The sequence below is a fragment of the Streptomyces poriferorum genome, from assembly GCF_019399235.1.
GTDB lineage: Bacteria > Actinomycetota > Actinomycetes > Streptomycetales > Streptomycetaceae > Streptomyces > Streptomyces poriferorum.
The window spans coordinates 1-13,133 of sequence record NZ_JAELVH010000246.1; the positions used below are offsets into that span (position 1 = coordinate 1).

At 71.2% G+C, this 13,133-nt stretch carries 14 protein-coding genes and 1 pseudogene; 8 read left to right on the plus strand and 7 right to left on the minus strand.

Going from position 1 to position 13,133, the window contains the following annotated elements:
* Positions 1–491: pseudogene (locus JGS39_RS30945) on the minus strand (Tox-REase-5 domain-containing protein); the annotation flags it as partial.
* A 422-nt stretch (positions 492–913) separates the two neighbouring features.
* Between JGS39_RS30945 and JGS39_RS30950 the strand changes: the two are divergent.
* Positions 914–1,522, plus strand: coding sequence for a hypothetical protein (locus tag JGS39_RS30950; RefSeq protein WP_219573025.1), 609 nt, complete (start codon positions 914–916; stop codon positions 1,520–1,522).
* 18 nt (positions 1,523–1,540) lie between these two features.
* On the opposite strand, the gene JGS39_RS30955 is transcribed toward JGS39_RS30950, so the two are convergent.
* Together JGS39_RS30955 and JGS39_RS30960 are read right to left on the minus strand one after the other, a co-directional pair.
* Positions 1,541–2,134, minus strand: coding sequence for a hypothetical protein (locus JGS39_RS30955; RefSeq protein WP_219573028.1), 594 nt, complete (start codon positions 2,132–2,134; stop codon positions 1,541–1,543).
* Between the two features lie 293 nt (positions 2,135–2,427).
* Complete coding sequence (locus JGS39_RS30960; RefSeq protein WP_219573031.1) at positions 2,428–3,369, minus strand: YihY/virulence factor BrkB family protein; 942 nt, start codon at positions 3,367–3,369, stop codon at positions 2,428–2,430.
* Positions 3,370–4,138: 769 nt separating this feature from the next.
* On the opposite strand from JGS39_RS30960, the gene JGS39_RS30965 reads away from it, so the two are divergent.
* Both JGS39_RS30965 and JGS39_RS30970 read left to right on the plus strand, forming a co-directional pair.
* Positions 4,139–4,543, plus strand: a complete 405-nt coding sequence (locus JGS39_RS30965; protein ID WP_219573034.1) for a hypothetical protein — start codon at positions 4,139–4,141, stop codon at positions 4,541–4,543.
* Positions 4,540–4,830, plus strand: a complete 291-nt coding sequence (locus JGS39_RS30970; RefSeq protein WP_219573038.1) for a hypothetical protein — start codon at positions 4,540–4,542, stop codon at positions 4,828–4,830. Before JGS39_RS30965 ends, JGS39_RS30970 begins: the two co-directional genes overlap by 4 nt.
* A 53-nt stretch (positions 4,831–4,883) precedes the next feature.
* Here the strand turns inward: JGS39_RS30970 and JGS39_RS30975 are convergent, their stop codons facing one another.
* Complete coding sequence (locus JGS39_RS30975; RefSeq protein WP_219573040.1) at positions 4,884–5,063, minus strand: hypothetical protein; 180 nt, start codon at positions 5,061–5,063, stop codon at positions 4,884–4,886.
* Positions 5,064–5,274: 211 nt separating this feature from the next.
* On the opposite strand from JGS39_RS30975, the gene JGS39_RS30980 reads away from it, so the two are divergent.
* Positions 5,275–6,837 (plus strand): outer membrane protein assembly factor BamB family protein, encoded by a 1,563-nt coding sequence (locus tag JGS39_RS30980; RefSeq protein WP_219573042.1) that lies wholly within the window; start codon positions 5,275–5,277, stop codon positions 6,835–6,837.
* A gap of 253 nt (positions 6,838–7,090) precedes the next feature.
* A complete protein-coding gene (locus JGS39_RS30985; RefSeq protein WP_236064414.1) occupies positions 7,091–8,041 on the plus strand; it encodes an FG-GAP repeat domain-containing protein in 951 nt (316 codons plus the stop codon).
* A gap of 86 nt (positions 8,042–8,127) precedes the next feature.
* Here the strand turns inward: JGS39_RS30985 and JGS39_RS30990 are convergent, their stop codons facing one another.
* From JGS39_RS30990 to JGS39_RS31000, 3 genes are all read right to left on the minus strand, one after another.
* Positions 8,128–8,568 (minus strand): hypothetical protein, encoded by a 441-nt coding sequence (locus tag JGS39_RS30990; protein WP_236064415.1) that lies wholly within the window; start codon positions 8,566–8,568, stop codon positions 8,128–8,130.
* Positions 8,568–10,073, minus strand: a complete 1,506-nt coding sequence (locus tag JGS39_RS30995; RefSeq protein WP_219573044.1) for a Hint domain-containing protein — start codon at positions 10,071–10,073, stop codon at positions 8,568–8,570. The genes JGS39_RS30990 and JGS39_RS30995 overlap by 1 nt, the downstream gene beginning before the upstream one ends.
* A 220-nt stretch (positions 10,074–10,293) precedes the next feature.
* Positions 10,294–10,668 (minus strand): DUF192 domain-containing protein, encoded by a 375-nt coding sequence (locus tag JGS39_RS31000; protein ID WP_219573046.1) that lies wholly within the window; start codon positions 10,666–10,668, stop codon positions 10,294–10,296.
* Positions 10,669–10,771: 103 nt separating this feature from the next.
* On the opposite strand from JGS39_RS31000, the gene JGS39_RS31005 reads away from it, so the two are divergent.
* From JGS39_RS31005 to JGS39_RS31015, 3 genes are all read left to right on the plus strand, one after another.
* Complete coding sequence (locus JGS39_RS31005) at positions 10,772–11,659, plus strand: prepilin peptidase (protein WP_219573048.1); 888 nt, start codon at positions 10,772–10,774, stop codon at positions 11,657–11,659.
* An 80-nt stretch (positions 11,660–11,739) separates the two neighbouring features.
* Positions 11,740–12,543: a class I SAM-dependent methyltransferase gene (locus JGS39_RS31010; RefSeq protein WP_219573050.1), complete on the plus strand. Its 804-nt coding sequence runs from the start codon at positions 11,740–11,742 to the stop codon at positions 12,541–12,543.
* A gap of 69 nt (positions 12,544–12,612) precedes the next feature.
* Positions 12,613–13,071, plus strand: coding sequence for a hypothetical protein (locus tag JGS39_RS31015; protein ID WP_219573053.1), 459 nt, complete (start codon positions 12,613–12,615; stop codon positions 13,069–13,071).
* The last annotated feature ends 62 nt before the right edge of the window (positions 13,072–13,133 follow it).

Consider the following 13,133-nt stretch of genomic DNA (forward strand, 5'->3'; position numbering starts at 1 on the left):
CCGATCTTCTGCGTCAGCTCCTGGCCGATCCCCGTCGCCACGAGCCCCCCGATGACCGCCGCGACGACCAGCACCAGACCCAGGTACTCCATCGCCGTCTGCCCGCGGTCCCGCCGCCAGAGAATCATCCGCTCAACACGGAAGGCCCTCGGCTCCTCACGCTGCCCGGCCGGCAACGCGAACCAGTCACGCGCCTCCGCACTGCGCAGCAGCACCAACGTCGCGACCGGAATGGCCGTCTGGGTGAGTCCGCGGTAGTCCATGTGCAGGAGGGAAACGAACGAGAGCCACAGCAGCCAGCACTGCACGGCCACCAGCCCACGGGCCACCCACACACCGCCCCGCGCCGCGCGACGGGCCAGCACCACAGCGACCACGCTCGGCAGCGAGTCGTACAACAGCACGCCCAGGAGCTCACCGTTGACGTAGGACACCATCGACAGCACGGTCAGCACATAGAGCAGGGACAGTCCGAACTGAATCCACTGCATCCCCTGTATCCAGAGCAAGGACCGCGGCGCCGGGGCGCGCCCGGCCTCCCACGGCCCGAAGGCTCCACCACCACCGACGCCACCGGCACGACCGGCGGTCACCGGCCTCGATCCCCTTTGCACCGCACGCTCGACGGACTCCGCCCAGCCCCCACCCGCACCATTCATACTCGTACACTAATGCGAATCCCTCGGTCGCAGCTTGGGCCCACGGGCCCAACATCACTCCCGCAGAGCCTGGTTGACGCCGCCTCCGTGCAGCCGGGACTGAAGCCTCCTCGACCTCGCCGGCCGCCCTTGGGCCCAACTTTGGGGCCATAGGCCCAGGTCAGCCTGGTCACGCAGTCGTACGCTCGGAACGCCCGTTGTTCGGAGCATGCCAGGAACGGGCCGGGTGAGTGGACGTCGGAGAGGAAGAAACCGTGAACGGTGGCAGCGGCTGGGAGAACGGAAGCGCGGGGCACCGGCCCCCGGGGCACGGACCCGGCCGTACGGAAAGAGCGGGTGGCGGGCCGCTGTTGGTGCTCGCCCGGTGCTGGGCCGTCGGGGCGGTGGTCCACGTCATCGCCGGATACGTGGTCTCCCGAGGGCTCGTCGACCTGCTGGCCACCGACGAACGGCTGGACGTATTCACGTGGCGGCTGGCGCTCCAGCACGTGCCTGCCGTCCTCACGACCCTGCTCACCGTGCTGGCCGCCACCCGGATCCTGCCGGCGGAGCAGCGCGACTCCCGCCCCCTGTACCTGTCGGCCGCCCTCGGCGTGCCGCTGGCCGCGCTCGGCTACGGGTACGCGGTGCCGGGGCAGCTCTCCGACATGGAGGCGGTCCTGCTGCCCGTCGTCACCCTGGTGACCGGAGCAGCGGTGGGCCTGGCCGTCGACCGGTTGATGGACGACAGCGACATGGGGGCGTCGCAGGCCGCCCCGTACTACTGGCGTGACGGCGGAGCCACCGCCACGGGCTACGTCGGGGGGATCCTCGTGGCCACCGGCATGGTCGCGGCACTCGCCATGGCGGGGGCCGTCGGCTAGAACCACGACACGCGGCGCCTACCGGTTGGGCACGTCACTTCCGTACACCACCCAGGGCGACTGCTCGAACGAGTTCACCCCGCTCAACTGCGGCTGCACGGCTGCTACTTCCGGCTGCACCGCGAGGGTGTCCGGCCAGTGGTCGAAGTACACCGTCCCCCTCACGATGAACCCCCTCCAGTCGGTGGCCGCCGACGCGCCCTCCCGGTCGACCACGAAGCCGACACACAGCAGCGAAGCCCTCCCGATCGCCTCGCGCACCGCGCGGACGACCGTTTCCCGCTCGTCCCGCCTCAGGCCGCCGAGGGCGAACCGCAGCTCCACCGTGCCGTCGTCCGTCCGCCGCACCCGGGCGGGCACCTCGGAGCCGCTGGGCAGCCAGAGCAGGAAGTCGACCTGGTCCAGGCGTTGCAGGCCGGCCAGGAGGACGAGTTGGTCCCGCGTCACCCAGGACTGGGTGACGGAGGGCCGTGAGCCCGGCCCGATCAGCGTGATGCGCCGGGTGACCGGATGATCGGGCCGTACACCCGCCGCCTCCAGGTCGCCGAGCAGCGACTCGGCGTCGGGGCGGCTCCAGCCCAGGTGGTACGAGTAGAAGAATCCGTCACTCATCGACACGTCACCTCATGAAGAGAATCCGGGCACCCCGGATTCACCCCGGCACATGCCGGATGAGAGGTGGCCGCCCTGCTGGTCAGGTAGAGCGTGGAGATCCCTGCGCACGCGAGCGCACCACGTCACACCGCCGGTCGGGCAGCGTTGCGAGGGGCTCGCGCCTGGTCAGCACGAGCGTAATGAGCGCCACCGCCCGGTGCGTGGGCCCACGGGCCCACGGCGGACCCCAATGCCGCACGGGGCCCGGCGCGACAGCCGGTTCGGCATCGTCCGGGACGCCGTCGGCGGCATCACGGGTCGATGCGACCGGGGCCGTCCGGTCGGCCGTGGCCCTGCGTCGCACCGCTCCGCGCGCGGTCCAGCTCGACGTTGAACTGGGCGCCGGTCAGCAGCGCCAGGTTGGTGAACCACACCCAGATCAGGAACACCACGAGCCCGGCGAGTGACCCGTAGAGCCGGCTGTAGGACCCGACGTACGTCGCGTACAACGCGAATCCCGCCGAGGCCACCAGCCACAGCAGCGCCGCCAGCACCCCGCCCGGCAGTCCCTGCCGCGTACCGCGCGCGGACGCCGGTCCCGTCCGGAAGAGAACCATGATCAGGCAGGCGACCAGGCAGAGCAGTACGGGCCACTTCAGCACCGCCCACACCGCGTCCCCCAGGTGCGCGAGCCCCATCCGGTGCCCGAGCCAGCGGGCCAGCGGCCCGGACAGCACGAGGGCGAACGCGCTGGTCATCAGGAGCAGCAGCAGCCCGATCGCGGAGGCGACGATGATGTGGGCCTTGCGCAGGGCGGGCCGGGTGTCGGGCACCCCGTGCATCGCATGCAGCGCCCGCCGGAACACGGCCAGATAGCTGGACGCGGACCAGACCGCGCTGAGGGTCCCGGTCGCGACCAGCAGCCAGACCGCGGTGCGCTGCTGGGTGGCGGCCTCCAGCGGCTGGCGCAGCGCGGCGCCCGACTCCGCCGGGGCGAAGGCCGTGATGTCGGCGATCAGCGCTTTCGTGGCCCCCTGATCGGTCAGCCCGATGACGGACACCGTCACCAGCAGCGCGGGGAGCAGCGCGAGGATGGCGTAGTACGTGAGGGCCGCCGCCCAGTCGGAGAGGTCGTCGTTCCACAGGGAGACGGGCGTCCGCCGGAGCGCGACGGGCCAGTGCCGTGGCCTTCCGGTCCGGCCGGACGCCCGGGCCGGCGAGCCGGTGAGGGCGCCGTTGAACTTGGTGAACACGGGTGGGCTCCGGGGACGTAGAAGGGTCGGCACGGTCGGGTGCCTCACGGGGGACGACAGCGGCAAGGCCCGCGGGGCGACGGCGAAGCGCTCCGGCGTCCGGTCCTGGTGACGCCGTGTACTGCCCTTCCTCTTCTGCTCCCGTTCGCACCCGGTACACCCGATTCCTCCGGATGGCGGGCGCGTGCGGCACCCGCGGACGGTACTGGGCACCCATGGCTACCGACCCCGCGACACGCCTTCGCCGACTCGCCCGTGTGCTCACCGTACGGTTCGGCCTCGACCGCAACCGCCACGGGGAGGTCGAGGCCGGGTGGACCCGTTCCGCGGGGGCGTGGGCGTTCGCGTGGACGGACGGGCCGACCGTCGCGCAGGTACGGGCCGCCTGCCGGGAGTCCGGACCGGAGCCGGTCGACGGGCTTCGGTACGTGCGCACGCTCTCGGAGGACGCCGTCGCACTCGGAGCCGTACGCCTGACGGTCGCCCCCGCAGACGGCACGGGCCGTCGCTCCCCCGTCCACCCGGCCGACGTGGAGGCGCTGTGGGCGGAAGCCGGCCCCGATGGAGGCGGACGTGCTGGTCCGGGCGGTCCGGGCCGACCCGAGGGCGTCGGCGCGACTCGTCTCCGCCGCGCTCGCCCTCCTGCCCGGCCTGCCCGCCGCGTCCGACGACAGGGCCGGGACCGAACTCCGGGCCCGTCCCGGGCGTGCCGCGCCTCCGGCTCAGATCCCCGGGCGGCGTTGTCACACCCGCGTCGTACGCTCCCGTCATGAGCGTCTCCCTCTACTACAACGCGCAGCGCGCGACGCCGCTGACCGAGGCCGAGTCCGCAGCCGTCGAGCGCGTCGTCGCCGCGCACATGGCGTCCTTCCCGTACGAGGAGGAGGAGAGCCTTTACCTGTACGAGACGCCCGGCTCCGAGCCGCGGGAGATCGTCGGCGGGTCCACCAAGATGCCGTTCGATCCCGGTCGCCTGCTGCCCGTGATCGCCCATGTGCTGGATTCCGTGACGGAGTTGCGCCGGGCCCTGCCGGGTGCGGAGTGGCGCGTGCACATGGACGATCTCGACGTCCCGTGGGACGAGGCCGAGGGGTACGTACTGCCGGGGATGCGGGACGCGGACCTGATCGCGGAGCTCGCCGCGGTCCACGACGATGACGAAGTGAAGCGATGACCGGGGCGAGCGAAGGGCCGGCCGCCGCCCCGCCCACAGCCGAGCAGCGGCAGCTCATCGAGTTCGGTGAGGCCCTGTACCGCCGCATATCGCCCGACGCCGCTCTCGGCCATGTGCTGCTGCCCGAGGACGACGCGGTGGCTGTCGTGCACCAGGTACGCGGCGGCGGGACCATCCTCGTGGCGGCCGACCGGTCGGTGCTCTTCTCCGGGTCGGCGCACGACATCAGTGTCGCCCTGACCGAATTCCGGGCGGGCGCGCGCACGCCCGTGGAGCGGTTCGGATAGCGGGAGGCCGGGCCGGGTGCCACCACCGCGGCACCCGGCCCGACGCCGTCAGGTCACTTCGCCGTGCCGGCGTCCGCGCCCCCCTCCGTACCGGCGGCCGCATCCCCTTCCGTACCGGCGTCGGTGCCCCCTTCCGTACCGGTCGGTGGTGCGGGCGGCCAGGGGATGTCTGCCAGCAGGGGCACGATCTCCTTTTCCTCGTAGTCGAAGTGCGCGTTCAACTCGGGTGACATTTAGGCGAGTTTCGCGCGGAAGCGCTGGGGATCGGCGACGCCGACACCGGCGGCTGTCAACGCGGCGGCCCGCGCCCGGCGCATCGCCGAAACGTCAATGTGAGCAATGCGCACACTCGCCGCCGCAGCCCTCATTACGCTGACGCCGGAACGGACTCCGGCCCCGGACGTGACGTCCGGACCGAGTCGTACGTCAGCGAGGGGGACGCCGATGCCGCCCACACCAGGGCCCTGGTACACGCCACAACCGCAGCAGCGACCGGTGCCGCACAACCCGTACGCCCAGCAGGGCCGGGGCCAGGATCCGCCCGGTCCGCCCCGGCGGGGACGCCCGGGCCGGGGCCCCGTGGCCACCGCCGTCGCCGCCGTTCTCCTGCTGGCAGCGGCCGGAGGCGCGTACGTCCTGACAGACGGCGGCAGCGGCAAGGAGCAGCCGGCGGCACCCGTGGCGAAGGGCACGCCGAAGCCCTCCGGGGCTTCCGGCACTTCCGGACCGGGGACGTCGTCCCGTTCGCCGGCTGGGTCCTCACCCGCGCCGGAGCGGATCCCGACAACGGACGAGATCAATGCGGGGCGCGAACCCGGGGACGCGAAGGCGTGGATCGTCGAGGACCCGACCGATCTGCCCCGGAGCAACATCCTGCTCAACGACCTGTGGATCGTCGGCGACACCGTCGTCCAGGCCGTGGACAGGAGGGTCGTCGCCCACCGTCTCTCCGACGGCGCCCAGGTCTGGAGCCTGAAGCTGCCCAGCACCGTCTGCGAGACGCCGGTCAACCCCACGCCTGACGGCAGAGTCGTCGTGGTGCACCACAACCGGGCGAAGAGCCGGTGCGACCAGGTCCAGGAGATCGACCTGCGCACCGGAAGGGCCGGCTGGCACAAGAAGCTCACCGAGACCGGCTCCATGGACGGCACGATCATCGTGCACAGCGCCATCAGCGGCGGCACCCTCGCGATCGTGCAGAGCATGAAGGCCACGGCCTACCGGATCAGTGACGGAGCCGAGCTCTACGACATCCCCATGCAGAAGACCGGCGGGTGCTACCCCGACGATGTCGCGGGCGGCCCCCGGCTCCTGGTGAGTTACGGCTGTGCGGCCGGGTCGGAGTCCCCGTACAGCCGGCTCCGGGGGATCGACCCCGCCACCGGCCGGACGCTGTGGCAGTACCGCACCCGGCCCGGCTGGAAGACCGGCAAGGTGCTCTCCGTGGAGCCGGTCGTCCTCACCACTCTCCACGCCGAACGCCGCGAGGACGACTGGCGCGTCGTCGCACTGGGCCCCGGCGGAAAGCCCGGCCGGACCATCGACCCCAGGCCGAAGGGCTTCGCGTACTGCGGCGACTCCGGGGACGCGGGTCAGGGGATCCAGAACTGCCCGGGCGCCGTCGTCGGCAACGGCCTCGTCGCGCTGGGCGGCACCGACCGGGTCGGTGCGTACGACCTCACCGACGGAAAGCTCGTCTGGGGGGTGAAGTCCGATACGGGCGGCAGGCTGCACCCGCTGCGCCCGGAGGCCGGCAAGGCGGTCCTCGTGTACGAGGGCGCCGGCATGAGCAGGCCGGGCCGCATCCTCCGGATCGGCCCCGGCGGTGCCGACACGGAGAAGGAGGTACTGCGCCACCCGGCGTCGGCGACGAAGCCGGAGTACGGGATGCTCTCGGGAAACCTGGCCTATACGAACGGCCGGATCGTCATCACGCCGTCGATGGTGAACGGTGACGACGCACACCGCAGCGCCCGGATGATCTCCTTCGCCCCCGCCGGGGACTGAGCCTCCTCAGTCTCCCGAGTACCCGAAGATCCCCAGATGGCTCGGCCTGTCGTCGGTGTGCAGCACGACGTACACGCCGGTCCATCCATCACAGAGCCTCCAGGGAGGCTGACAGACGGGCGCCGGCAGGGCAGGCCGAGGCCACCCGGCACCGGTCGGGGCGTTGTCAGACCCTCGTGAGAGGCTTCCGCTCAACGACAGTACGCACCATGTGCTGTTGAGCACGCAGAGCAGATTCCAGGGGGGATCCTCCATGATCAGTAATCGACGCCGCCGTACGGTTCGCGGCGCTCTCGCCGCCGTCGCCGCCACGGTGGCCATGGCCGCCACAGCCGGTACGTCGTTCGCCTCCGGTGACCCCGCCGGTGCGGCCGAGCGGGCACAGGCCTCGGCCGGTGCCGAGCAGCAGGCCGGAAAGGCCCAGGGCGCGGCTCCGGCGGCCCGTGCGGCCGGCACGGTGGAGACGCCCAGCTTTGCCATGGATGGCGTGACCAAGCAGACCGGCGATCTGTACATGTACTGGACGGACAACCAGGGGGGCTTCAAGCCCGGGGAGTTCGTCACGTCCGGCTTCGACGCGTTCGCCGACTCGATCAGTGTCGACAACGACAAGGACGGGTGGAGCGACCACACCTGGACCGTCCACAAGGACGGGAAGCTGACCTACAGCTGGATCGATGACGACTCCGAGTACCACAACTCGCAGGTCGGCACGGGCTGGAACATCTATCCCACGATCCTCTCCCCCGGCAGCATCGGTGGAGCCCAGGAGGCCGACCTCATCGGCCTGGACAAGGCCGGCGTGCTGTGGGGCTACCTCGGCTACGCGGACGGCAACCTCACCCCGCGCACGCGGATCGGCGGCGGCTGGGGCCAGTACACCCAGCTCGCCGGCCAGGGCGACCTGACGGGCGACAACAAGCCCGACATCGTCGCCCGGGACACGTCCGGCGTCCTGTGGCTGTACAAGGGCACCGGCGACTACAAGGTGCCGTTCGCGACCCGCACGCGGATCGGCGGCGGCTGGAACACGTACGACCGTCTGCTGTCGGTCGGCGACCTCAACGCGGACGGCGTGGCGGACCTGATCGCGCGCAAGCCGAACGGTGACCTGTTCCGGTACTCCGGCACGGGCAACGCCGGCAGCGTGTTCGGGAGCCCGGCCCAGATCGGCCACGGCTTCCAGATCTACAACCTGCTGTAGGCAGGCAGCCGAGCAGGACGGATGACAAGAGCGGGCCGCTCTCCCCAACAGGGAGGGCGGCCCGCCCGTGTTCGTCGTTCAGTACGTCATCCGGCGGGGCGTACCTTCGCGAACTTCGCCGCCATGACGGGCCCCAACTCGCCGACGATCTCGTGCCCCGGCTTCCCGGGGAACGGCAGGTACTCCAGGAACGACGTCACCACGACCTCGTCGATCCCGGGTACGTCCTGTGCGCTCTGTTCCTCCAGGAACCGCAGGGTGCGCCGCCAGTCCGGCGCGTCCGCGTCGAGGCCGAGGTAGGACTGCACCGTCTCCTGGGTGACGTCCCAGAAGAAGACGTGGGGCAGCACCCCGTCCTGGTTGAACACATGCGTCTCGTAGAGGTCCTCGAAGGCGGGGATCTCAGCCACGAGGTCCTTCACCAGTTGCACGTCCGGGGTCGCGTGAGGGGACGCGTCAGCGGTCGCGTCCGGGGGCATGTCCGGGGCCCCGTCAGCGGTCGCGTCCGGGGGCATGTCTGGGGTCATCAGCATTCCTCGAGCCCGGGGTAGTTCTTGTACCCCTTGTACTTGCCCAGCTGGGCGTCGTCGATCGCCTGGATGAGCGCCTTCGCGGTCTTGATGTCCTTCTCGCTCCTGACCACGGTCTCCTTCTTGCCGCCCTTGAGGCGGATGACGTCCTTGGTGAGGAAGTTGTTGAGGGCCGCCTTGAGCTGGGCGGTGCTCTTCAGGTGGTTCCTGCCCTCGACCCCGTCGGCCCCGTTGAACTCGGCGCTCGCCGCGGCCATCGCACTTCCGTCACCGACCAGCTTCGCATTGCCGACCCCGTGGTACAGGGCATCGACCGTCTGCTGCAGCCGGGCGTTGTCGACCCTCGGGATGATCGCCGGGTCGTTGTTGTGGACCAGGAGGCCGGTCGAGTCGACGGCCACGTAGTACGTGTGGATGCCCGCGACCGTCAGGTCGTAGGTGGTCTGCCGCCGGTCGTAGCGGGTGATCCCCGCGACCACGGCGGTCCGGCCGTCGAGGGTCCGCAACCGCGCCCCCGGCGCCAGGTCGCCGGCGTTCGTCCAGCGACGCTGGTCGACGACCCAGAACGGGTGGGTGTCCGTTGCCGTCACCACGCCCGGGCCGGTCGGCGTCCGGAACGTCAGCCGGGTGAAGTGCTTGTCGTCGTAGGTGGTGATCGCCTGCTCGACCTTGCGCACCCGGGTGCGTCCGCTGCCCGGGTCGGTGGCGAAGACCTTGTCGCCGACCTGGACGCGTTCGATGGGCACACGCCGCCCGTCGGCGAGGAGCACCGGCGTACCTGCGAGGAAGCTGTGCCGGACGGGGCAGGTCTTCGGCTCGTCGGGCTTCTTCTCGTCGGGTTTGGGGTCGTCCTTCTTGGGCTTCTTGGTGTCGTCGAGCTTCTTGGCGGCGTCGTCGAGGGCCTTCTGGGCGTCCTTGACTTTCCCGCGGCTCTTGAGGAGTCCCTTGAGCCCGTCGTAGAGGTCCCCGCCGTGCTTCTTGAGGCTCTGGATGAGCTTGTAGGCCTTCTTCCACTTCCAGGGCGCCCCGTACTTCGCGGCGAGCTTTCCGACCGCACCACCGACCAGGCTCAAAAGCACGTTGATCAGCGTCTCGGTGCAGGCGCCCATGTCGCCCTTGGTGATGCAGTCCAGCGCGTCGGTGATCCCGAGCTCGTCGGCAAGGATCTTCGCGAGTTCCTTCGCCGCCTCGATCGCCTTGTCGCTGTTGGACTTCTCGTCCTGCTGCGCGTCCTGGAGATCCTTCAGCGCCTTGTCGTACGCGACCTGCTCCGGCGACTTCGGCGAACCATCAGGATTCTTGTCCGAAGCCGGATCACCCTGCCCCGGAGCATTCCGATCCCCGCCCTGCGCCTGGCTCCCGCTGTCACCACCACAGTTACCGCCGCCACCGATCCGGCAGACCTGCACACCGATCTTCGCCGTCAGATCAGCACCGATCCCCGTACCCACCAGGGCACCGACGATCGCCACCACCACCAGCGTCAGACCCAGGTACTCCAACGCACCCTGACCCCGGTCACCCCGCCGCCGCACCACCGGCAAACGCACACCCGTACGCGGCACCGAAGAACGCGACCACCGGCGCACCCGACGACACAACTCCCCCATGGATGACATGGTTTCGACCCTAGGCGCGCAAAGGGACCCCCGTCATGGGCCCCGGGACCCCATCCATCTGCCCCCGTGCGGACGGGCGGCTCGATGGGCGGCAGACCGGAGCTCAGTCCGTCTGCTGGGCGATCCGCACCTGCATGCCGGGCCGCAGACCCCACTTCGCCATCGCGCCGGCCTCCGACTCGATCACGTGCCGGGCCCGCAGCCGGGGCAGGCCGAGCCGCCCGGGCTTCATGGTGTGCACAGCCACCACGTTGAACTTCCGGTCCAGGTAGGCCACATCGATCGTGAACCGCATCCGGAAGGAGTGCACGCTTCCGCACGGGGTGATCATCAACGCTCCGTCGATCCCGTCCTGACCGAGCAGCCCACGGCTCCGGTGACGGTACGAGGCCGCGATCCGAAGCGGCACCTCGCTCTCGCCCTCCCCGTCCCGGTCCGTGATCGTCAGGGTCCCTGTTCCATTGCGCCATCGAGCCATGGCCATGACGGTAGCGCCACGTGACGGGCTCTGGGTCCGTAATGGTGTGCGGTGGGCCCCAGGGCCCATGACCGGTGCCCGCGAGCCGCCTAGGGTCGATGACGTGTACGCCATCCTGATAGGGGTCGCCGCCCTCTGGGGAGCCGCGACCGGACTGCTGGTGCCGCGCGCCGCCTACCGGTTCTCCGTCGAGCCGGACGACGCGTGGCGCGACGCCTGCCCCGCCGGCCACGCCCTGACCGGGCCCGCCCGCGGCTGGTTCGGCTCCACGCGCTGCACGACCTGCGCCGAGGTGGGCGCCGCCGTCGCCGTGCGGACGGCCGCCGGGCCCGGGCACAGCGGGCCCGGGCCGGTGGAAGGCGACGAGCCGGAGCCGGCCGGTGACGCGGACGGCGCCCAGGGACCGGACACCCCACCACCACCCGCCGCACCGCGCCGCAGCGGCCCGCGCTACGCCCCGCACATCGTCGCGCCCGTCGTCACCGCCCTCGCCTGCGCCGTCCTCGCGGCGGCCACCGGCGCACGGCCCGAGCTCGTCGTCTGGCTGCTGCTCGCTCCCGTGGGCGTACTCCTTGCGACCATCGACCGCCGGGTCCACCGGCTGCCCGACCAGCTGACCCTGCCGGCCGCGGTGGCAGCCGCCGTACTCCTCGGACTCGCCGGCCTGCTGCCCGAGCACGGCGGTGCCTGGCTGTCCGCGCTGCTCGGCGGAGCCGTCCTGGGCGCCTTCTACTTCCTGCTCTTCCTCATCAACCCGAACGGGATGGGCTTCGGAGACGTCAAGCTCGCCCTGTCCCTGGGCGTGGCCCTCGGCTGGTACGGCTGGGCCGTCGTGTTCGCGGGCGGTTTCGCCGGGTTCCTGTTCGGTGCCGTGTACGGGCTGGGGCTGGTGGTGATGCGGCGGGCCGGGCGCAAGACGGGCATCCCCTTCGGCCCGTTCATGATCGCCGGTGCGCTGCTGGGCATCCTGTTCGGCGCACTGGCCGCCTGAGGCCTCCGGCCGTCCGGCCCTCGCCGGGCGCGCGGGAAATGCGGTCGCGGCCGGTGGTACCCGGCTGCCACCATTCCCGTATGACCGAACACCCCGATGACGCGAAGGCAGCAGCCGCAGCGGAACACGACCGGTTCGAGGCCCTGGTCGCCGAGGCCGACGCCGTCTCCGTGGCCGGCTGGGACTTCTCCTGGCTCGATGGCCGGGCCACCGAGGAGCGCCCGTCGTGGGGGTACGCCCGCGCCATGGGGGAGCGCCTCGGCAGGGCGCGTGCGGCGCTGGACATCCAGACCGGGGGCGGCGAGGTCCTCGCCTCAGCGCCGAAGCTGCCGCCGCTGACCGTGGCGACCGAGGGATGGCCGCCGAACATCGCCCGCGCCACCGCCCTGCTGCATCCGCGGGGAGCGGTGGTGGTCGCGGACGAGGACAAGCCTCCGCTGCCGTTCGGCGACGCTGCCTTCGACCTGGTGGTCAGCCGTCACCCGGTGACCACCTGGTGGGAGGAGATCGCCCGGGTCCTGGCTCCTGGAGGCACGTACTTCTCGCAGCAGGTCGGCCCGGCCAGCGTCTTCGAACTCGTCGAGTACTTCCTCGGCCCGCAGCCGCCTGAGGTACGCGCCGGACGCGACCCCGGCCAGGCGCGTGCCGCGGCCGAGGCGGCCGGTCTCGACATCGTCGACCTGCGGATGGAGCGACTGCGCACCGAGTTCCTCGACATCGGCGCCGTCGTCTACTTCCTGCGCAAGGTGATCTGGATGGTGCCCGGCTTCACCGTCGACGCGTACCGGACACAACTCGCCGCGCTGCACCACCGGATCGAGACCGAGGGGCCGTTCGTCGCCCACACCACCCGCTTCCTGATCGAGGCCCGCAAACCCGGGTGATCCCGAACGCCCTGCCCACGCCCGAAGAATGGCACCCTGGGTGCTGAACGCACGGGGAAGGAGCAGGCCATGAGGGTCGGCAACGAGGAAGAAGCGGCGCGCGGCCCACGGCAGGGGAACGCCGAATGGCTCGCAGGCGCCCGGATCGTCGGCGTCCTGGGCCTCTTCTACCGGCCCGAGGGGCGCATGGGGGAGCCCGAAGCCGTCGCCTTCCTGCTGGACGACGGCCAGTCCGTGCTCCTGACCTGCTCGTCCGACGGCAGCCTGCACGTGGGTGCCGGAACCTGGCCGCGCCTTCCCGACTGGTGCGTACCGGCCGCCCAGTGGGAGTACGCCGCGATGGCACGGCTGCCGCAACCGCCCGACGGCGGCTGGACGGTGCTGCGCACCGAGGAGCGCAGGGACGAGCGCGGTGAGGTGGACGAGGCCGTCATCCGCTGCGAGGGCGGCCGCTTCGTGGTCACCGGCGGCGACACGGTGGGCATCCGCTTCACCCGGGGCCACCGGGGCGCGGCCGCGACCACGTGACAGCAGACAGCCGCACGAAAGGCCCTAGTTGTTCTGTCCACGGAGGTTGGGTGCGGTGACAG

Excerpts from the sequence above, each read along its gene's own strand:
- JGS39_RS30955 (WP_219573028.1), bottom strand. The coding sequence starts at position 2,134 with ATGAGTGACGGATTCTTCTACTCGTACCACCTGGGCTGGAGCCGCCCC.
- JGS39_RS30965 (WP_219573034.1), top strand. The coding sequence starts at position 4,139 with ATGAGCGTCTCCCTCTACTACAACGCGCAGCGCGCGACGCCGCTGACC.
- JGS39_RS30970 (WP_219573038.1), top strand. The coding sequence starts at position 4,540 with ATGACCGGGGCGAGCGAAGGGCCGGCCGCCGCCCCGCCCACAGCCGAG.
- JGS39_RS30975 (WP_219573040.1), bottom strand. The coding sequence starts at position 5,063 with ATGTCACCCGAGTTGAACGCGCACTTCGACTACGAGGAAAAGGAGATC.
- JGS39_RS30980 (WP_219573042.1), top strand. The coding sequence starts at position 5,275 with ATGCCGCCCACACCAGGGCCCTGGTACACGCCACAACCGCAGCAGCGA.
- JGS39_RS30985 (WP_236064414.1), top strand. The coding sequence starts at position 7,091 with ATGATCAGTAATCGACGCCGCCGTACGGTTCGCGGCGCTCTCGCCGCC.
- JGS39_RS30990 (WP_236064415.1), bottom strand. The coding sequence starts at position 8,568 with ATGACCCCAGACATGCCCCCGGACGCGACCGCTGACGGGGCCCCGGAC.
- JGS39_RS31000 (WP_219573046.1), bottom strand. The coding sequence starts at position 10,668 with ATGGCTCGATGGCGCAATGGAACAGGGACCCTGACGATCACGGACCGG.
- JGS39_RS31010 (WP_219573050.1), top strand. The coding sequence starts at position 11,740 with ATGACCGAACACCCCGATGACGCGAAGGCAGCAGCCGCAGCGGAACAC.
- JGS39_RS31015 (WP_219573053.1), top strand. The coding sequence starts at position 12,613 with ATGAGGGTCGGCAACGAGGAAGAAGCGGCGCGCGGCCCACGGCAGGGG.